Raw genomic sequence first — 18,736 nt, forward strand, 5'->3', positions numbered from 1 at the left:
GGCGCGCAAGTGCCGGCGGTCATTGCATTTTGCGGCTCCCGCGGCGTGCAGTCGTCGTGGAATCTGTTGTTCCTGTGCAACAGGTAATCGGCATTCACTTACTTATCATGGCGAAATTGTTGCGGGCGGATCAGGCGTTTTACGGAACAAAATACCTCCACGAATCAAGCGCCCGTGCGGGCCGGCGAGGCTAAATCACAGAGTTGTGAGGCCGATATTGAAAGCAATTATGACGAATTCTGCCGCAATCCCGCCTTTGACACGCCTAGCTGCCCGCCTATCTCACCAATCGAACGTGACGTGAAGTCGCCGTGCCGTTCCTGCCTACAGTTCCTCGGAGAGTATCCATGAAGAAGATCATCAGCTCGGGCGTTGCCGCCGCCGCCCTGTTCGTCGCGGTCCCGGCCTTCGCCGCCGACCTGCAGCAGCCCTATCCCACGAAGGCTCCGGTGGTCGCTGCCGTGCCGGTGTTCTCGTGGACCGGTTTCTATCTCGGCGCCAATGCCGGCTACGCTTGGGGTTCGGGTGAGGGTGCGGCCGACGCGCTCGGCATGGATCCCGATGGCTTCGCCGGTGGTGGCCAGATCGGCTACAACATCCAGCTCGACAACAACATCGTCCTCGGCGTCGAGGCCGACATCCAGGGTTCGAGCCTCAAGGACTCGGCCTTCGGCGTCGAGCAGAAGATGGACTATTTCGGCACCGTCCGCGCCCGTCTCGGCTATGCCTTCGACAACGTCATGCCCTACGTCACCGGCGGTTGGGCCTGGGGTCACAATGAAGTCACCAATGACTTCACTGGCGTGAGCTCCAGCAACACCCTGTCCGGCTGGACCATCGGCGGCGGCGTCGAATACGCCTTCGCCAACAACTGGACCGTCAAGGCCGAGTACCTCTATATGGACCTCGGCGAGGACTACTACGACAGCATCGGCGCCGACAGCGGTCTGACCGCCAACATCGTCCGCGCCGGTATCAACTACAAGTTCTGATCTGCCGGGCCGCAAGGTCCGCTGCGTGAAATGCAAAGACCCCGGACGGCGACGTCCGGGGTCTTTCGTTTGGGTTGGAAACCCTCGTCAGCTCGGGCGGGTTGCCTCGAAAGCGGGCACACGCGCGGCGAAGCTGTCCAGCCAGTCGACCAGCGCCAGATGATCCTCGCGCCAGCGGCCGTGAAAGCGCAGGTCGAGATAGCCAAGGGCGCAGGCCAGCGCGATCTCGCCAATATGCGCCGCGCCGCTGACCGGTAGCGCCGCCGGCGGCGCCGCCTCGAAGGCCTTCAGCGCGCGGGCCACCTTGCCGGCCTGATTGTCGATCCAGGCGGCGTTGCGGTTCTCTTCCGGGCGGAAGCGAACCTCATAGACCTGCAGCAGCGCCGCATCCATCAGCCCGTCGGCCATGGCCTGCCCGGTCAGCGCCGCGAAGCGCGGCTCGCCGGAGGCCGGGACGATGACGCCGCCGCCGGCCTGCGCGTCGAGATAATCGACGATGACGCGGGAATCGAACAGGGGCGCCGCATTCTCGCGCAGCAGCACCGGAATCTTGCCCAGCGGATTCTGGTCGCGCAGCGTATCGGCCGCATTGGTGGTGTCGGCCGGCTCAATGTCGAGGTGGAGGCCGCAGATGACGGCGGCGATCTTGACCTTGCGGCCGAACGGGGAGGCGGGTGAGGAACGCAGATTCATCGGGTCTTCGCTCTTTTCGAGCCGTGCCGGCGAGCGCGCCGAAGCCTGCCCGCGGCCGGTTCCGGCCGTGGATGGGGCATCCCGGCTTCACGGCCCGACTTATCAGTCGGCCGCCTGCAGGTCGATGGCCTTGGGGCCCTTGCCGCGCTTGTCCGGCTCGACCTCGAAGCTCACCCGCTGGCCCTCGGCAAGCGTGCCCATGCCCGAGCGGGTGACGGCCGACACATGGACGAACACGTCGCGTCCGCCATCATCCGGGCGAATGAAGCCATAGCCCTTTTCGGTGTTGAAGAATTTGACGGTGCCCGTCGTCGCCATGCGCCTGCTCTCCTCGTGCCCGCGCGGTCGCATTCCGCCCGGCCGGATATGTCTGCAGGGCGTTCAAGCAAGACCAATGCCGGATCGATGTGACGGGCATTCAACGTTCGGCGGTAATCCAGCCAATGCGGACGCGGCCCGTGCCATCGGTGGCGAGGACACGCACCAGGGCGCCAAGCATCTGGCGCAACTCGTCCGCCAGCGTGAAGGGCGGGTTGACGATCATCAGCCCGCAGCCCGACAGGGCATCCACCTGCCGCACGGCGCGCAGGTCGAACTGGATGTTGAGGACCTTCGGCAGCCGCGCGCGCTCGATCTCGCGTCGGAAGCCATCGACGGCTCGCACATCCTTGATCGGGTACCAGAGCGCGTAGATCCCGGTCGGCCACTTCTTGTGAGCTTCGATCAGACCATGGGCCATGCGGTGGAACTCGCCGGGCTCCTCGAAGGGTGGGTCGACCAGCACCAGGCCGCGCCGTTCCTTGGGCGGCAGATAGGCGCTGAGCGCCTGCCAGGCATCGGTCGGCAGCACCTTTACCCGCCCATCGCGGCCGATGGCGTCTTCGAGCGATTCGCGCACGCCCGCCACGGTCTCGCACAGCAGCAGCCGGTCCTGCGGCCGGGTCAGCGCCTGGGCGATCAGCGGCGAGCCGGGATAATGGCGCAGCGGCGCCGCGCCCGCCGTCGCGGATTCGTCCGGCTGCGCGCCGGCCTCGGCCGGGTTGACCGCACGCACCACATCGAGCCAGGGCTTCAGCAGGGCCGCCACCTCCGGCGTGAACTCGGCACGCAGCACCGCGCCAATGCCGCCTTCCCATTCCCCGGTGCGCTGGGCCTCGGCCCCGGCAAGATCGTAAATCCCGGCGCCGGCATGGGTGTCGAGCACGCGATAGGCGGCGTCCTTCTGGCCGAGATAGGCGAGGATGCGCGCGAGCACGGCATGTTTGACGACATCGGCGAAATTGCCGGCGTGGAAGGCGTGGCGATAATTCATCGGCGATTCCGGCGGTTCAGCCGCCCCGCATGGGCGGCATGGCGACGCGCTCGGCCGTGCAGGCCCGGCGTTCGAGTTCGGGGCAGGCGGTGTAGTTGAAGGTGCGGCTCATGCAGATGCGCACATCGCGCAGGTGCCGGCCGCTGCACTCGACGGAAATCATGTCCGCATCGAGCCCCGGATTGGCGGCGCGGAAGGCGGCTTCCACCTCGTGCGGCGCGACCATGCTGTACTGGTCGAGCCGGCGGTATTCCTCGGGAATGGTGACGCGGCTGAAGGCCAGCCGGACCTTCTCGAAATAGGTCGCCGAATCCAGCCCCGAGCAGGTGCCGTGCTTGCGCCACTGGTGCAGCACCAGCTTGCGGCTCGGCATGATGTCGAGCATGGAGCGCAGCACCGGCTCGGCGACGAAGGGCGGCGGCTTCTGGCAGAATTCCGGCCACCGGTGCTGATATTGCGGCCATAGCCCGTGCACGACGAAGGCAAAGGGGCGTGGGCCCGCACATTGCGTCGGTTCGGCCTTGTCGCCCTCGCTTTCGCAATAGCTGGGCGACCAGGACAGGGACAGCACGTAGAAATCAAAGTCGCCGGGGCGGTTACGCGCCTCGGCGCTGCCGGGAAAAAGGCTGACGAAGGCAGATGCGGCAAGAGCAAACGCGGCGAGGACGAACCGGACGCCGCGGCGCAGCCTCACGGCTGCGCCATGCGGCAATTCGGGGCGTAGGTCCAGGACCGGTCTAGACCTTCGACGCACCATTCCACGCCCCAGGAGAAGCCGAGAAAGCCGCCATCCTCGATCAGCGAGTACCAGACGGTGCGATGGTGCCCGCTTTTCAGGGCGACCTTGCCCGCCACCTTGCCGTCATAGGCGCCGCTGCCATAGGCGCCGTCGCTGGTGAAGCTCGGCGTGCCCTCAAGGCCGGAGATGACCACCGAGGCGCGGCAGTAGCGGCGCGGGATCGTCTCCTCGCCCCAGGGGCGGAACGCGACCTCGTGGACCTGCTCGATGCTGTCGATCTTCAGCTTGGAGTCCCAGAATCGCGATTCGGTCGTGGCGAACTCCTTCTGGACCCGTCGGAGCGCCTCCGGCGTGTCGCAGGCCGGCACATTGCCGCTGTAGTTCGGGCCGGAGAGCCAGAAATTCTTCTCGAAGAAATTCGCCGCCTGCGCGCCGGAGAGCGAGGCCGCGAGGAGGCCGGCGCCTGCCAGCATACAAGTCAGCCCATGTGCTGCGCCGTCAAAGAAACGGCACCGATCCCTGCTCATCCCAAACCCTCCGACATACTGCCGGGACGATGCATCCCGCCCCGCCACGGGTCAAGGACGGGCGAGCCACACCGGCGGCAAAATCGCCGGGCGTCTTCTAATGAGGCGCCATGGCATGGGCCAGTGCCGGCAGTGGCGTGGGCCGCGCCGATATCCGGCAGGGAGAGTTGTCGACAAGCCAGCTCGATACGTTCTCGTTCATGCCGCAGACGACCGAGCGCGGGCCGCCCGGGCCTTCGAGGCAGACGCGCGCGCCGAGCTGGTAGTCCCGCCCGCCGGCCCGGCAGGTGCAGTCGGCGGCGGCGGTGCCGGCGGTCAGCAGCATCAGCGAGGTGCTGGCTGCGAGCCGCCGGAACGAACCGGAGTCGCGTGATGGATGGGTGATCGCGGAAGAAGAGGCGAAGCGTCGGCATATGCGCAGCATCGGAACCTCCCATGGCAGGGGCGCACAAGGCGCCCCGGATCATATCAGTCGGATAACGTAGAGCTTGCGGGTGGTCTCCACCACTTCCCACACGCCCTTGAAGCCCGGCCGGATGACGAAGCTGTCGCCGGCCGTCAGCCGCACCGCCGGCTCGCCATCCTCATGCAGGATGGAGACGCCCGAGAGCAGGGTGCAGAATTCCCATTCCTCATAATCCACCCGCCACGCGCCGGCGCTGGATTCCCACACCCCGGCGAACAGGGCGTTGTCGGGCAGCGTCTCCAGATTCCAGGTGAGGTGGCGCGGATTGCCGGCGATGACGCGCTCGGGCAGCGGCGCGGTTTCCTCCGGCGTACCGAGAGTGTCGGGGGCGAAGCGAAGCAGAAAGGACATGGGGACCTCGGCTGGACGCGCCACAAGCAGGAGCGGCGCGGCTCATCCTGTGCGATGAGCCGCGCCGTCTCAAGCCGCTTCGATCCGCCCCCCGGAGGTTCGAAGCGAAAACCTATTCCGCCGGTGCGGCATGCGCCGTCGAGGGCACGCTCTCCGCCGCCGGCGCTTCCACCGTCATCTTCGAGCAGACGAAGAGGAAGCCGGCGACGATCGCATAGGCGAGGGCCACGCCCGGCGTTACCGCGATTCCCACGCTCTCGCCATGCATGAAGCCGAAGAAAGTGAGAACGGCACCGGCCAGGGCGAAGGCCGCGGCCGGCACGAATTTGCGCTCGACCACGAAAACGCCGATCGCGCCCAGCACCAAACCGACCAGAATGGCGCCGCCGCCCATCACCTCCAGCCCGTGATAGAGCACGCCGACCGCCCCCAGCTTGTCGAGCCCCAGCGTGGCGGCCGAGGTGCCGGCGACGGCGAGCGAATTGTCGATCAGCAGCTTGGCCCAGGCGGCCAGATGCGGGGTCAGCGCCAGCACCACGGCCGGGGCATGCTTGGCCGGCGTGGTCTGGAAAGCCTGCGCGCCGATCAGCATGCCGATATAGAGCAGGATCGGCGAGATCGCGACGACCGGGATCAGCGCCAGCAGCAGCGCGATGATGCCGAACCAGGACAGAATGATCACCATCAGCCCGGTCGCCGCCGAATAGCCGATGCGCCCGCCCATCGATTTCCAGCCGGGATGGCCGATATAGACCGCGTTGATGAAGGGGTTGCCCATCAGGCAGCCGATCAGGCTAACCACGCCGTCGGCGGTCAGCACCCGCGTGGTCGGGTAATGGTCGCCCGCCGCCTCCGCGCTCTCCACATTGTCCATCGCCTCGACCAGATCGTAGATGCCGAAGGGGATGGCGGTGACGAGGATGATTCCGAGATAGTCGAAGCCGGAGAACACATGGCCGAAGGCCGGCAGCGGCACGGAGAAGCCGAAGCTGGAGAACGCCGCGCCCACCTTGTCGACGCTCATGCCGCCATAGTTCAGCCCGAGGGCGGTCGAGCCCCAGGCGATGATCATGCCCACGGCGATGGCGACGAGGCCGGCGGGAATGCCCTTGGGATATTTCACCCCGCCGAACCAGCTCACCATGATGATGGCGAAGCAGGTGAGGCCGATGACCGGGGTGGTGAAGATCTCGAAGGCCGGGCGCATCGCGATAAAGGCGATGGAGACGCCCGCCAGCGTGCCGAGCAGGGCCGCGCGGGGTGTGATCTTGCGGATATACGGAGCTACGAAGCCGCCGATCATCAGGATGAAGCTCTGGAAGAACACCCAGACGAGGCCGGCTTCCCAGCCCTTGATCGGGTCGCCCGTGGCGGCGCCGATCGGCAGCATGATGACGAAGGTGACGACGAACATATGCGGCACCGAAATGCCGGAGGGCAGGGCGCACACATCGTCCCGGCCGGTCTTCTTGGCGAGCTGGTAGCCGAGAAAGGCGTAATAGACGGTGGACAGGAACATCATCAGCCCGACCGCCGGCAGGATGCGGCCGAACACGATCTCCGGCGGCATCTTCAGCACGAATTGCAGCAGGCCGGTCAGCACCAGCATGTTGACGAGAATGTTGGTGCCGAAGCCAAACAGGGCATTCCAGTCGCCCCGGGTCCACAGCGTCGGCCGCATGCCGATGCGGGAGGGCGATATCGGGGTCATCTCGGTCGCGGACATGGAAGTCGTCCCCTTGGTTGAGCGGTGATCGGGCACGCGGCGAGGCAGGCAGAGGGCGCGCGCGGCGAGGCGCGCGGAAATTCACGCGGCGTCGGTGCGCGCCGCCGGGGTCTTGTTGGCCAGCGCCGCGAGCAGCGCCGAGGACGAGGAAACCCAGCCGAAGATGCCGCCCTGCGCCTTGATCATGTCGAGGCCGACGCGGTGGAACTCCGGGAAATAGGAGGCGCAGCAATCGGCCAGCGCGACGCAGCGATAGCCGCGGTCATTGCCCTCGCGGATCGTGGTGTGGACGCAGACCTCGGTGGTGACGCCGCACACCAGCAGCGTGTCGATGCCCCGGTTCTTCAGCATGAGTTCGAGGTCGGTCTGGTAGAAGGCGCCCTTGCCGGGCTTGTCGAGCACCGGTTCGCCGGGGGCGGGGGCGAGTTCGGCGATGATGTCGTGGCCGGCCTCGCCGCGAATGAGGATGCGCCCCATCGGCCCGGCGCAGCCGATGCGGGCGGTCGGCGCGCCGCGCTCCACCTTGGCGGGCGGGGCGTCCATCATGTCCGGCCGGTGGCCCTCGCGGGTGTGGATCACCAGCATCCCGACGTCGCGGGCGGCCTGAAGCGCCGTCTTGCATGGCCCCACCGCCGCCTGAAGCAGGGACACATCATTGCCCAGCGTCTCGCCGAAGCCGCCGGGCTCCAGAAAGTCACGCTGCATGTCGATGATGACCAGCGCCGTCCGCGCCGGATTGAAGGCGAGGGGGGCCGGTTCGGCGGCGAGAAGGCTGTCGGGCATGGATTGATCCCCAGCGCGGAGCGGCGTCGCTCATTGCATACATTCGTGTATGCATGTGCTGTGCCAGCTCAGCTGGCGTCATAAGCCCATGATTTCTATGAGTGTAGGGAGATACTCATTCGTCGTTCGGCGAAAACAAAGCGCCCTATTTCGCGTGATTGAATATAAAATGTGCAAATTGCAGCATGTGTGCCGCTCCTGCTCCACGGGCTCGCCGCCGTCGTGCCGCCCGGGCGCACGGTCCTTGACGGAGGTGGCGGGATGCTGGTTCAATTGCCGCCACGAGCCTTTGCCGAAAAGGCGTCGTGCGGCATTGGCCGACCTTGCCTTGCTTGTACCCACTGGCGTTCGACGCAGTCTTGTTCCTTCACCGATGGATGAGGCAGAACGTGGCAGCCTGGGCGGCCGACGTGTTGCAGTTTGGGCTGCTCGGATGGTTCGCCATTCTGCTGGGAACCCTTGTCGTGCGCGGCCTGCGCGGTGATCTGCGGCTGGCCGGCGTGCTTACCCACCAAGATAGCCATGCCATCGACCCCGAGCGTGTCCAGTCGCTTGCCGTCTTCGCGTTTGTGATCGGAGCCTACGCGCTGGAGGGAATGGAGGCGTTTCACGCCATGGCCATCCCGCTGGAGGGCGGGTTGCCCGCAAGCATGCCCGACATATCCGACACCCTGCTGGTGCTGCTGATGGGCAGCAACGGCGTCTATCTCGCCGGAAAGATCGCTCGCAGCCTCTAGGAGCATTCCATGAACGGACCGACGATAGCGACCCTGGGATTTCTCGTGATCGCCATCATTCTGATGGGGTTCGCCGCCGTGGTGTTGTGGCAGATCCTCGCCGGCAAGATTGATCTTGCCGAGCTTGTCTCGGAGCCGCCAGCGCCGGGGGCGGCTCCCGGCGTCGTGCCGAAGGCAAGCCTGTCCCGTTTCCAGTTCCTCATCTTCACCTTCGTGGTGGCGGGCCTGTTTCTCCTGCTCTCCATCGAGAGCGGCGGTTTCGTCGATATTCCAAACAATGTTCTCGGTCTGCTTGGCATCAGTGGCGGCAGCTATGTCGTCTCCAAGGCTGTCGGGCAGTCCAAAGCCCAGCCGTCGGGGGGCGGAGAATGACATCGAGGCCATGCCGCTGTCGCGCGTCGCCGGCCGGGCCCGCCGGCGATCTGGCCATGGTCCTCGCCTTACCGCTTGCCATCCTGCTGGCCGGTTACCCGGCGCGCGCCGCCGACCATCCGGCCAACGATCCGCTGACCTGCCGGGCGATCTGGCAGAGTGTCGGTCTGCCCGATCCGGCGGCGGATGATGGGCGCGAGATCACGACGGTGTGCCACATCGGCTACATCACCGGGCATAACAACGCCAACAAGACCCCGGACTGGGTGGTCGAGCGCATCACGGCCGAGACGGCCTCGCAGGAATTCACACGCCCGGACGTCTCCTTCAAGGAGGAGACGGCGCTGCCGCCGGGGCGCCAGGGAGCGGTCAATGCCGATTATGCCGATAGCGGCATGGATCGCGGCCATCAGGCGGCGTCGGCCGATTTCAGCGGCGATCGTGAGGCGATGATCGACACCTTCTTCTATTCCAACGCGGTGCCGCAGTCGGGGCGCGGCTTCAATCAGCAGATATGGCGGGAACTGGAGGATCTGGTGCAGCATCTGGCGCGTGAGCGCGGCGAGGTGGTGGTGATCACCGGGCCGGTCAATCTGGAGGAAAAAGGGATTCGCCTGCCGGCCGAGGCGGATGCATGCGGCAACGCCGTCGAACTGACCCGGCCGGCCAGAACGTCAATCTGCGATGCCAATGACACCGATCCCTCGGTGCCCTGCGGCGCCGGCGCCGGTGCCGTCGTTCCGGCGGCGCTGTACAAGATCATCTATGATCCGGCGCTGCAGCGGGTGAATGCCTATGTGATGCCGAACATCGATCATCGGCCGGGGCGCAAGAAGGTCAAGGCGCTGACCTATCTGAGCGGTTTCCGCGTCGGCGTCAGCACGGTCGAGGCGTTGACCGGGCTGCGATTCTTCACCGCCCCGGGCGAAATGTCCGGCCGCTCTCTCCGCGAGACCTGCCCCGCGACAATGCTCCATTGAGTAGGGCCGCATCGCCCGCCGGCACTGGCCGGCCCTCCATGCGTCCCTTGCCAGAGTGATGGCGGGCGGCGACATAAGCGCGTCGCCGTGCCATGGATGCCACATGCTCATCGCCCATCTCTCCGATCCGCATCTGCGCCCGCCGGGCGTGCTCTATCAGGGGCTGGTCGACTCGAACGCCATGTTCGCGGCGGCGCTCGACCATCTGGCCGCGCTCGATCCGCAGCCCGATCTGGTGCTGCTCACCGGCGATCTGGTCGATGAGGGGACGGCCGAGGAATATGCCCATGCCCGTCAGATGCTGGCGCGGCTGACGGCGCCGCTGCTGGCCATTCCCGGCAATCACGACGAGCGGGAGGCGTTCCGCGCCACTTTTGCCGATCACCCGCATCTGCCGGCCACCGGGTCCCTGCATTTCGCGGTGGGCGATCAGGGCCCCGTGCGCATCGTCGCGCTGGATGTCACCGTGCCCGGCGAGCATCACGGGGATTTCGACTGGGCGGCCGAGAAGTGGCTGGAGGCGACGCTGACGGCCGAGCCCACGCGGCCCACGCTGGTGATGATGCACCAGCCGCCGATCCTCAGCGGCATCGCCTGCATCGACGCATATAATTGCCGCGGCGGCGCGCGCCTCGCCGCCCTTCTCACCCGCCATCCGCAGGTCGAGCGTGTGCTGTGCGGGCATGTCCACCGCTTCATGCAGACGCGCTTTGGCGGCACGCTGCTGCTTACCGTGCCGAGCACCACCACCGCCATCGCCCTGCGCCTCGCCCCCGATGCCGAGCCGGCCTCCTTCGTCGAGCCGCCGGCGCTGCTGCTGCATCACTGGCGGCCGGAGGCCGGGCTGGTGACGCACCATGTCCCGATCGGCCGCTTTCCCGGTCCTTACGACTTTTTCTGAGCGACAGAGCCGCGGCGGCGCCCCTTTTCTCCGGGCCTCCCAGCGCCCATATTCCGGCCATGGCCAAAGCAGCACGTCCCGGCGGATTCGCGGAACGCTCCCAGCGCGCGTTCGAGCCCGCCCAATCCGCCACGCTCGATCCCGCCCTCGCCGAGAAGCTCGGCGTGGCGCCGACCTCGGGCGCCTCCGCCACCGTGGCGGCGCTCACCGCGCTGATCGAGACCGGTCGCCCGGAAGTCGACGGCCGGCTCTGGATGCCGCACCGTCCCGCCCGCCCGGAGAAATCCGAGGGCGGCGTCGAATTCGTGCTGAAATCCGACTACACGCCCAATGGCGACCAGCCGCACGCGATCGAGGAATTGTGCAAGGCGGCCCAGGAGGGGGAGCGCGATCAGGTGCTGCTCGGCGTCACCGGCTCGGGCAAGACCTTCACCATGGCGAATGTGATCCAGCGCCTCCAGCGCCCGGCGGTGGTGCTGGCGCCCAACAAGACGCTGGCGGCGCAGCTCTATGGCGAGTTCAAGAGCTTCTTCCCCGACAATGCGGTGGAGTATTTCGTCTCCTATTACGACTATTACCAGCCCGAGGCCTATGTGCCGCGCACCGACACCTTCATCGAGAAGGAATCGTCGATCAACGAGCAAATCGACCGGATGCGCCACTCCGCCACGCGCTCGCTGCTGGAGCGCGACGACGTCATCATCGTCGCCTCGGTGTCCTGCATCTACGGTATCGGCTCGGTCGAGACCTATGCCTCGATGACCTTCAAGATCGAGGTCGGCGAGCGGGTCGACCAGCGCCAGCTGCTCGCCGATCTCGTGGCCCTTCAGTACAAGCGCACCCAGGCCGATTTCGGCCGCGGCACCTTCCGCGTGCGCGGCGACGTGATCGAGGTGTTCCCGGCCCATTACGAGGACCGCGCCTGGCGCATCTCGCTGTTCGGCGACGAGGTGGAGAGCATCCAGGAGTTCGATCCGCTCACCGGGCACAAGTCGCAGGACCTGAAATTCGTCAAGCTCTACGCCAATTCGCATTATGTGACGCCGCGCCCGACGCTGATTCAGGCGACCCAGGGCATCAAGGCCGAGCTCAAGCACCGGCTGGATGAGCTGAACGCCATGGGCCGCTTCCTTGAGGCGCAGCGGCTGGAGCAACGCTGCACCTTCGATCTGGAAATGATGGAGGCGACGGGAAGCTGCGCCGGCATCGAGAATTATTCACGCTGGCTGACCGGCCGCCAGCCCGGCGAGCCGCCGCCGACCCTGTTCGAATATGTGCCCGACAATGCGCTGATCTTCTGCGACGAGAGCCATGTGACGATCCCGCAGATCGGCGCCATGTATCGCGGCGACTTTCGCCGCAAGGCGACGCTGGCGGAATATGGCTTCCGCCTGCCGAGCTGCATGGACAACCGGCCGCTGCGTTTCGAGGAATGGGAGGCGATGCGCCCGCAGACCGTGCATGTCTCCGCCACCCCCGGCAAATGGGAGATGGAGCGCACCGGCGGCGTGTTCGTCGAGCAGGTGATCCGCCCGACCGGTCTGGTCGACCCGGAAGTGGAGGTCCGCCCGGCTCGCACGCAGGTCGACGACCTGCTCGGCGAGGTGCGCGCCACCGCCGCGCAGGGCTACCGCACGCTGGTGACGGTGCTCACCAAGCGGATGGCGGAAGATCTGACGGAATATCTGCACGAGAACGGCATCCGCGTGCGCTACATGCATTCGGACATCGACACGATCGAGCGCATCGAGATCATCCGCGATCTGCGGCTCGGCGCCTTCGACGTGCTGATCGGCATCAACCTGCTGCGCGAGGGCCTCGATATCCCCGAATGCGGGCTGGTGACCATTCTCGACGCCGACAAGGAAGGCTTCCTGCGCTCGGAAACCTCGCTGGTACAGACCATCGGCCGCGCCGCCCGCAATGTCGACGGGCGGGTCATCCTTTATGCCGACAACATCACCGGCTCGATGGAGCGGGCAATGGCGGAGACCGAGCGCCGCCGCGCCAAGCAGGTCGCCTGGAACACCGAGCACGGCATCACGCCGGAGAGCGTGAAGAAGGGGATCGGCGACATCCTCAACAGCGTCTATGAGCGCGACCATGTGACGGTGGATGCCGGCATGGCCGAGGGCGCGGCGACCTATGGCAACAACCTCGCCACCGTCATGGCCGACCTTGAGAAGCGCATGCGCGCCGCCGCCGCCGATCTCGATTTCGAGCAGGCGGCCCGGCTGCGCGACGAGATCAAGCGGCTGCAGGCGACGGAACTGGTCATCTCCGACGATCCGCTGGCGCGGCAGGCCAGCATCGACGACCAGACCGGCGGCTATCGCGGCGAGCGCAAATATGGCCGCGCCGCCAATATGCCGGAGAAGAAGGCGGGACGGGGCAAGGGGGGTGGCAAGGCCGGTCCGCGCTCCTCGCCCGGTCACGTCTCTTCCGGTCATGCGGCGCGGGCGGATGAGGCGCAGGCGGTCTATGACGCGGGTGATGAGACCCCGCTGCCGCGCTCGCGCATCGTCACCCCCTCGCTGGACGATATGGGGCCGGGCACCGACCGCGCGGAACCGCTGCGGGTGGAAGACTGGGTCCGCCCCGAGCGGCCGGACCCGATGACCAAGGGCTACCGCCCCGGCGGACGCCGCAAGGGGCGGTGACGCGGCGGTGAGGGGGCGTCAGAACCGCTTGTTCAGCCAGATGCAGGCATGGCCGGGTGGGTAATCGTCGATCTGGCCGAAGCGCTGGTAGCCGTGCTTCTGGTAGAAGTCCGGCGCCTGGAAGCTGTAGGTTTGTAGATGGGCACCGATGCAGCCACGTGCCCGCGCCTCGGTCTCGGCGGCATTGAGCAGGGCGCTGCCCACGCCGCCGCCCCGCACGTCGGGCGACACCCATAGCCAGTCGACGAACATCCAGCCGAAATAGCAGTGCGCCTTGAGCCCGGCCTGGACCCCGCCATCCTCGTCGCGGGCGATGACCCAGAAGTTCGATGCGTGCAGCGGGCCACCCTTGGCCTCGTTGTAAACATCGAGCCCCCGGTCGATCAGCTCCCGCACCTCGGCGGCCGGATAGGCTTCCACGTCTATTCTCATGGGCTGCTCCTTACGGCCTCGTATTTGCGCGAGGTGGTCTTTACCGCCCTTCGTGGCAAGAATGAGCGGCGATGCCAATCAGGCATGGGGGATGACATGACGTTCACGCAGGCGATTTCCAGCGTTCTCGGCCAGTACGCCAGCTTCACCGGCCGAGCGCCACGATCGGAATATTGGTGGTGGGTGCTGTTCTCGGTCCTCGTCAACATCGCCACCAGCGTGCTCGACACGGCGCTGTTCGGCGCGGTGTCGCTGCTGGCCTATGGCGAAATCAACGCTTTCACGCCGATCAGCACGCTGGTCGGGCTGGCGCTGCTCATTCCCTCCATCGCCGTCGCGGCCCGGCGCTTTCACGACCTCGACCGCAGCGGCTGGTGGCTGCTGATCGGCCTCACCGGCATCGGGGCTCTGGTGATCTTCTTCTGGTTCATGGTGAGAGGCACGCGCGGCCCGAACCGCTTCGGCCACGATATCCTGAGCTGACCCCACAAACGAAAACGGGCGCCGCGAGGGCGCCCGTTCCGTTCTTGAGAGGTCGGCCGTTCAGCCCTGCTGAATGGCGCTGAGCTGCCATGCGGCACCCGGCGTGCGGGTGAAGGTCCAGAACTCCACCGCCTGCTCCAGCCGCTCCGGGTCGCCCTGCACGACGCGGCCGGTGGCCTTGTCGAGCGTCACGTCCTTGAGCTGGTAGCGCATGGCGACGGTGGCGTAGTCGCGGCCGTCCTCGCTCCAGGCTTCCGACAGGTCGCCCTGCAGCAGCTTCACGTCGGTGAGCCGGTTCTCCAGCCCGTCCTTGGCCAGATCGTCCAGTTCCTCGCCAATATAGCCCATCATTTCCGGCGTCAGGCGCTCGGCCAGCGCGGCGCGGTCATCGCGGCCATAGGCCGTCTGCACCTCGCCGAGCAGGCGCTCGAAGCTGTCGAAATCGGTGCCGTCCAGCTTCAGCGGGCGCCCACGCGGGGCGGTGCCGAAGCCGGCGCGGGGCGCGGCGCCGCCAAGCGGGGCGCCCATCGGAGCCCCCTGCGGGGCGCCGGTGCCGTTGAGGCCGTCGCGCTGCAGCGGCTGCGGGCGGGAAGCGTCCGGGCCGGTCGCGTCCGGGCGGGCGCCGCCGGCATAGGACGGCTGGTTGCGGTTGCGCAGCCAGCCCATCACCAGACGGACGACGATGAAGATCAGGCCGACCTGAAGCAGCAGGCCGAGAATGCCGGAGAGGCTGCCAAGGCCGGAGAAGAAGCCCGAGCCCATCAGCAGGCCGAACAGGCCGGCGCCGAGCAGGCCGCCCATCAGCCCGCCCATGAAGCCGCCACGGTTGAAGAAGCCGCCGGGCTGGGCGCCGGGCGCGCGAGCCGCCGCGCCGGGCGCGGTCTGGCCCTGCGGCGTCGCGGAACGCTGCATCGGCTGGGCGGAAGGAGCGGTGGGGGTGGGGGCCGGGGTCGACCAGGTCTTCGTGCCACGGCTGCCAAAGCTGCCGCTGCGGCCGACGCGGGCCTCGGCGAAGTCGGTCGCGACCATCAGGCCGGCACCGAGAAACAGGGTCGCGAGCGCGACACGCAGCAGGGTGGAACGGGAACGCGAGGACTTCACGGGGCGGATTCTCCCAGGACGCTTTGTGTGGAGGCAGGCCCGGAACAGGGTCTGCCGCAGCGTCACATATGGGGGAGCTGGCCGGAGATTTCTACCCCGCCGCCATCACGTCGCTGCGACGAAGGCGGCGGCGCGGCTTCCCGACAGCGCCTCAGAAGCCGAGGCGCGACTCGAGCGAGGCGATCGAGCCTACCGGGGCCGTGACGACGTTGGCGGTCTTCTTGTCAGCCGCAGGATTGGCGGAGACACGACCGGGCATCATGGCCTTGGGGGTGAGAGCAGCGGGGGCCTGAACCTCGGAACGGTTCATGACGGGAGGCATTTGGGACGTCCTTCTGTTACGCATACGCATCCGGCGACTCGCATCGACCGGGTGACCTTTGAGCGCCGCCACTGGACGACGCCCTTCTGATGAGACCGACTATGAACGTTTGACGGTTAACCTTGCCTGAGCCTTGCGTTCATATTCGCCGCGATTCCGTTCAGAAACGCGGCGGCCATATGGCAAAACGAAAGAATCCGAAGCCTGTTGCGCATTCGCCTCACTGTCGGGGCGCTTCACCTAGGCGTTCGCGGCGCCTGCGACAACGGCGCTCCCGGACATGGCTGTCATGTCCGGCATGCTAATTGCTAAGTTTCTCTACGCCTAAAGGAGTATCGCCATGTCGGGAGTCGCGTCATGTCTCTAGCCCTGACCATCGCCTTGCCCGACACCGACACCGACGGTGACGGCGAGCTGGACCTCTCGCTGCGCGACGACATCCGCATGCTCGGCCGCGTGCTCGGCGATACGCTGCGCGATCAGGAGGGCGAGGCGACCTTCGAACTGGTCGAGAGCATCCGCCGCGTCTCCACCCGCTTCCACCGCGAGGATGATGAGGGCGCGCGGCGCGAGCTGGAAACGATGCTGGCCGATCTCGGGGCGGACCAGACCATCTCGATCGTGCGCGCCTTCAGCTATTTCTCGCATCTCGCCAATATCGCCGAGGATCAGAACGTGATCCGCCGGCGCCGGGCGGTGGCGGCGAGCGGGCGTGGCGTGGCGCCCGCCTCCATCGCCCATGCGCTGTCGCGCGCCCAGGAGGCCGGCATTCCGGTGGCGGAACTGCGCAAGTTCTTCGCCACCGCGCTGGCGAGCCCGGTGCTCACCGCGCACCCGACCGAGGTGCGCCGCCGCTCGACCCAGACGCATGAAATGCGCATCGCCGAATTGCTGGCCGAGCGCGCCGGCCTCGACCCGACGCCGGAGGAGGTGGAGGCCGCCGAGGACGAGCTGCGCCGCCGCGTGCTGATGCTCTGGCAGACCAACCTGCTGCGCCGCACCAAGCTGACGGTGTTGGACGAGGTGGCCAACGGTCTTGCCTATTATGAATATACCTTCCTGCGCGAACTGCCCAAGCTTTACGCCGCGCTCGAGGACCGCCTCGCCGTGGTCGAGGGCGTGAAGCCGCATGAGGCACCGGAGGTCGGCTCCTTCCTGCGCATGGGTAGCTGGATCGGTGGTGACCGCGACGGCAACCCCTTCGTCACCGCCGATGTCACCCGCGAGACCATGCGGATGCAGAGCGCGCAGGCGGTGCGCTTCTATCTGGGCGAACTCGACGCACTGGGTGCGGAACTCTCCATCTCCACCATCCGGGTGAAAGTGTCGGACGATCTGCTGGCGCTGGTCGATACCGCCGCCGATTCCTCGCCGCATCGGCGCAACGAGCCCTACCGCCTCGCCGCCTCCGCCATCGGCGCAAAGCTGCGTGCCACGGCCTTCCGGCTGGAGATCGCGGACCTTCTGGGGCTCACCGTGAAGCCGTCGGTCGCCCCCTATGCCTCGGCCAGGGAGTTCCGCGCCGATCTCGACATCATCGATGCCTCGCTCAAGGCGCATCGCTCCGCTGCCATCGCGCGCGGCAAGCTGCGGGCGCTACGCCGGGCGGTGGACTGCTTCGGCTTCCACCTCGCCATTCTCGATTCCCGCCAGAACTCGGACGTGCATGAGCGTTGCGTGGCCGAATTGCTGGAGGTTGCCGCGCCGGGCACGAATTACAAGGCGCTGCCGGAAGGCACCCGCACGGCGCTGCTGCTGCGCGAGTTGAGCACCGCGCGTCCGCTCACCTCGCCCTTCGCCGCCTATTCGGAGGAGACGGTGGGCGAGCTGGCGATGCTGCGCACCTGCGCCCGCATCCACCAGATCTACGGCCCCGAGGCGATCCAGACCTGCATCATCTCCAAGGCCGAGGGCGTCTCCGACATGCTGGAGCTGGCGCTGCTGCTGAAGGAGGTCGGCCTCGTCGATCCCGCCGGCGCGGCGGCGGTGAACATCGTGCCGCTGTTCGAGACCATCGAGGATCTGCGCAACGCCGCCAAGGTGATGGAGCAGATGTTCCGCCTGCCGGAATACCGCCGGCTGGTCGACAGCCGCGGCGGTATGCAGGAGGTGATGCTCGGCTATTCGGACAGCAACAAGGATGGCGGCTTCGTCACCTCCGGCTGGGAGCTCTACAAGGCCGAGATCGAGCTGATCGAGGTGTTCAGGCGCCATGGCGTGAAGCTGCGCCTGTTCCATGGGCGCGGCGGCTCGGTCGGGCGCGGCGGCGGGCCGAGCTATGACGCCATCCTCGCCCAGCCGGGCGGGGCGGTGCAGGGCGAGATCCGCATCACCGAGCAGGGCGAGATCATCTCCTCGAAATTCGCCAATCCGGCGGTCGGGCGCGGCAATCTGGAAATCCTCGCCGCCGCCACGCTGGAGGCGACGCTGCTCTCGGGCGACGCCAGGGCGCCGCGCGAGGAATATCTCACCGTGATGGAGGAACTCTCCGAGGCGGCCTTCCGCGCCTATCGTTCGCTGGTCTACGAGACCCCGCGCTTCGAGGATTATTTCTGGGAGTCGACGGTAATCAACGAGATCGCGACGCTGAACATCGGCTCGCGCCCGGCCTCGCGCAAGAAGACCCGGCGGATCGAGGATCTGCGCGCCATTCCCTGGGTGTTCTCCTGGGCCCAGTGCCGGCTCATGCTGCCGGGCTGGTATGGCTTCGGCTCGGCGGTCACCGCGTGGCTGGAGCGCCACCCGGACGGCCTGCCGCTGTTGCAGGAGATGTACCGCGAGTGGCCGTTCTTCCGCACCCAGCTGTCCAATATGGACATGGTGCTCTCCAAGAGCTCGATCGCCATCGCCTCGCGCTACGCGATGCTGGTGGAGGATGTGGAACTGCGCGAGAGCATTTTCGGGCGCATCCGCACCGAATATCAGGCCGCCATCGAGTCGCTGCTGGCCATCTCCCAGCAGGGCAAGTTGCTCGGCTCCAACCCGCTGCTCGACCGCTCGATCCGCAACCGCTTCCCCTATATCGACCCGCTCAACCATGTACAGGTCGGCCTGCTCCGCAAATACCGGGCGAGCGACACGGATGAGAAGGTGCTGCAAGGCATCCAGCTCACCATCAACGGCATCTCCGCCGGCCTGCGGAACTCCGGCTGAGGCGCG

General features: G+C 66.9%; 20 protein-coding genes. 8 read left to right on the top strand and 12 right to left on the bottom strand.

Annotated elements, in window-relative coordinates; all coding sequences use genetic code 11:
- Positions 1-347: 347 nt before the first annotated feature.
- Positions 348-992, top strand: a complete 645-nt coding sequence (locus KIP89_RS15935) for an outer membrane protein (RefSeq protein ID WP_213756556.1) — start codon at positions 348-350, stop codon at positions 990-992.
- 87 nt (positions 993-1,079) lie between these two features.
- On the opposite strand, the gene KIP89_RS15940 is transcribed toward KIP89_RS15935, so the two are convergent.
- The 9 genes from KIP89_RS15940 to KIP89_RS15980 form a co-directional block, all read right to left on the bottom strand.
- On the bottom strand, positions 1,080-1,685 hold the full coding sequence (locus KIP89_RS15940) for a glutathione S-transferase family protein (protein ID WP_213756557.1): 606 nt from the start codon (positions 1,683-1,685) through the stop codon (positions 1,080-1,082).
- A gap of 102 nt (positions 1,686-1,787) precedes the next feature.
- Entirely contained in the window at positions 1,788-2,003 is a 216-nt protein-coding gene (locus tag KIP89_RS15945; RefSeq protein WP_213756558.1) for a cold-shock protein, read from the bottom strand.
- A gap of 100 nt (positions 2,004-2,103) precedes the next feature.
- Complete coding sequence (locus KIP89_RS15950; RefSeq protein ID WP_213756559.1) at positions 2,104-2,997, bottom strand: 23S rRNA (adenine(2030)-N(6))-methyltransferase RlmJ; 894 nt, start codon at positions 2,995-2,997, stop codon at positions 2,104-2,106.
- Positions 2,998-3,013: 16 nt separating this feature from the next.
- Positions 3,014-3,691 carry a ribonuclease T2 family protein gene (locus KIP89_RS15955; protein WP_369807176.1) on the bottom strand — a complete coding sequence of 226 codons (678 nt, stop codon included), beginning with the start codon at positions 3,689-3,691 and terminating at the stop codon, positions 3,014-3,016.
- Positions 3,688-4,209: a hypothetical protein gene (locus KIP89_RS15960; RefSeq protein WP_213756561.1), complete on the bottom strand. Its 522-nt coding sequence runs from the start codon at positions 4,207-4,209 to the stop codon at positions 3,688-3,690. The genes KIP89_RS15955 and KIP89_RS15960 overlap by 4 nt, the downstream gene beginning before the upstream one ends.
- A 151-nt stretch (positions 4,210-4,360) precedes the next feature.
- The gene (locus KIP89_RS15965) at positions 4,361-4,687 is read right to left on the bottom strand and encodes a hypothetical protein (protein WP_213756562.1); all 327 of its coding nucleotides are present in this window, start codon (positions 4,685-4,687) and stop codon (positions 4,361-4,363) included.
- A 39-nt stretch (positions 4,688-4,726) separates the two neighbouring features.
- Entirely contained in the window at positions 4,727-5,080 is a 354-nt protein-coding gene (locus tag KIP89_RS15970) for a cupin domain-containing protein (protein WP_213756563.1), read from the bottom strand.
- Between the two features lie 112 nt (positions 5,081-5,192).
- Positions 5,193-6,806 carry a regulator gene (locus KIP89_RS15975; RefSeq protein WP_213756564.1) on the bottom strand — a complete coding sequence of 538 codons (1,614 nt, stop codon included), beginning with the start codon at positions 6,804-6,806 and terminating at the stop codon, positions 5,193-5,195.
- 81 nt (positions 6,807-6,887) lie between these two features.
- Entirely contained in the window at positions 6,888-7,589 is a 702-nt protein-coding gene (locus tag KIP89_RS15980) for a cysteine hydrolase family protein (protein WP_213756565.1), read from the bottom strand.
- Between the two features lie 389 nt (positions 7,590-7,978).
- Here KIP89_RS15980 and KIP89_RS15985 point away from each other — a divergent pair, with 389 nt between their 5' ends.
- The 5 genes from KIP89_RS15985 to uvrB all read left to right on the top strand — a co-directional run bounded on the left by KIP89_RS15985 (position 7,979) and on the right by uvrB (position 13,239).
- Entirely contained in the window at positions 7,979-8,326 is a 348-nt protein-coding gene (locus tag KIP89_RS15985) for a hypothetical protein (protein WP_213756566.1), read from the top strand.
- A gap of 9 nt (positions 8,327-8,335) precedes the next feature.
- The gene (locus tag KIP89_RS15990; protein WP_213756567.1) at positions 8,336-8,698 is read left to right on the top strand and encodes a hypothetical protein; all 363 of its coding nucleotides are present in this window, start codon (positions 8,336-8,338) and stop codon (positions 8,696-8,698) included.
- Positions 8,699-8,754: 56 nt separating this feature from the next.
- A complete protein-coding gene (locus KIP89_RS15995; RefSeq protein WP_213756568.1) occupies positions 8,755-9,678 on the top strand; it encodes a DNA/RNA non-specific endonuclease in 924 nt (307 codons plus the stop codon).
- Positions 9,679-9,781: 103 nt separating this feature from the next.
- Complete coding sequence (locus tag KIP89_RS16000) at positions 9,782-10,579, top strand: phosphodiesterase (RefSeq protein WP_213756569.1); 798 nt, start codon at positions 9,782-9,784, stop codon at positions 10,577-10,579.
- A 59-nt stretch (positions 10,580-10,638) separates the two neighbouring features.
- Complete coding sequence (gene uvrB / locus KIP89_RS16005; protein ID WP_213756570.1) at positions 10,639-13,239, top strand: excinuclease ABC subunit UvrB; 2,601 nt, start codon at positions 10,639-10,641, stop codon at positions 13,237-13,239.
- An 18-nt stretch (positions 13,240-13,257) separates the two neighbouring features.
- Here the strand turns inward: uvrB and KIP89_RS16010 are convergent, their stop codons facing one another.
- Positions 13,258-13,671, bottom strand: a complete 414-nt coding sequence (locus KIP89_RS16010; RefSeq protein ID WP_213756571.1) for a GNAT family N-acetyltransferase — start codon at positions 13,669-13,671, stop codon at positions 13,258-13,260.
- A 96-nt stretch (positions 13,672-13,767) separates the two neighbouring features.
- Between KIP89_RS16010 and KIP89_RS16015 the strand changes: the two genes are divergently transcribed.
- A complete protein-coding gene (locus KIP89_RS16015) occupies positions 13,768-14,154 on the top strand; it encodes a DUF805 domain-containing protein (RefSeq protein ID WP_213756572.1) in 387 nt (128 codons plus the stop codon).
- Between the two features lie 60 nt (positions 14,155-14,214).
- On the opposite strand, the gene KIP89_RS16020 is transcribed toward KIP89_RS16015, so the two are convergent.
- A complete protein-coding gene (locus tag KIP89_RS16020) occupies positions 14,215-15,255 on the bottom strand; it encodes a Tim44 domain-containing protein (RefSeq protein ID WP_369807177.1) in 1,041 nt (346 codons plus the stop codon).
- 151 nt (positions 15,256-15,406) lie between these two features.
- Complete coding sequence (locus tag KIP89_RS16025) at positions 15,407-15,565, bottom strand: hypothetical protein (protein WP_213756638.1); 159 nt, start codon at positions 15,563-15,565, stop codon at positions 15,407-15,409.
- Positions 15,566-15,934: 369 nt separating this feature from the next.
- On the opposite strand from KIP89_RS16025, the gene ppc reads away from it, so the two are divergent.
- The gene (ppc, locus tag KIP89_RS16030; protein WP_213756573.1) at positions 15,935-18,730 is read left to right on the top strand and encodes a phosphoenolpyruvate carboxylase; all 2,796 of its coding nucleotides are present in this window, start codon (positions 15,935-15,937) and stop codon (positions 18,728-18,730) included.
- Positions 18,731-18,736 lie beyond the last annotated feature (6 nt).

The organism is Ancylobacter radicis (assembly GCF_018449475.1).
GTDB classification, from domain to species: Bacteria; Pseudomonadota; Alphaproteobacteria; order Rhizobiales; family Xanthobacteraceae; genus Ancylobacter; species Ancylobacter radicis.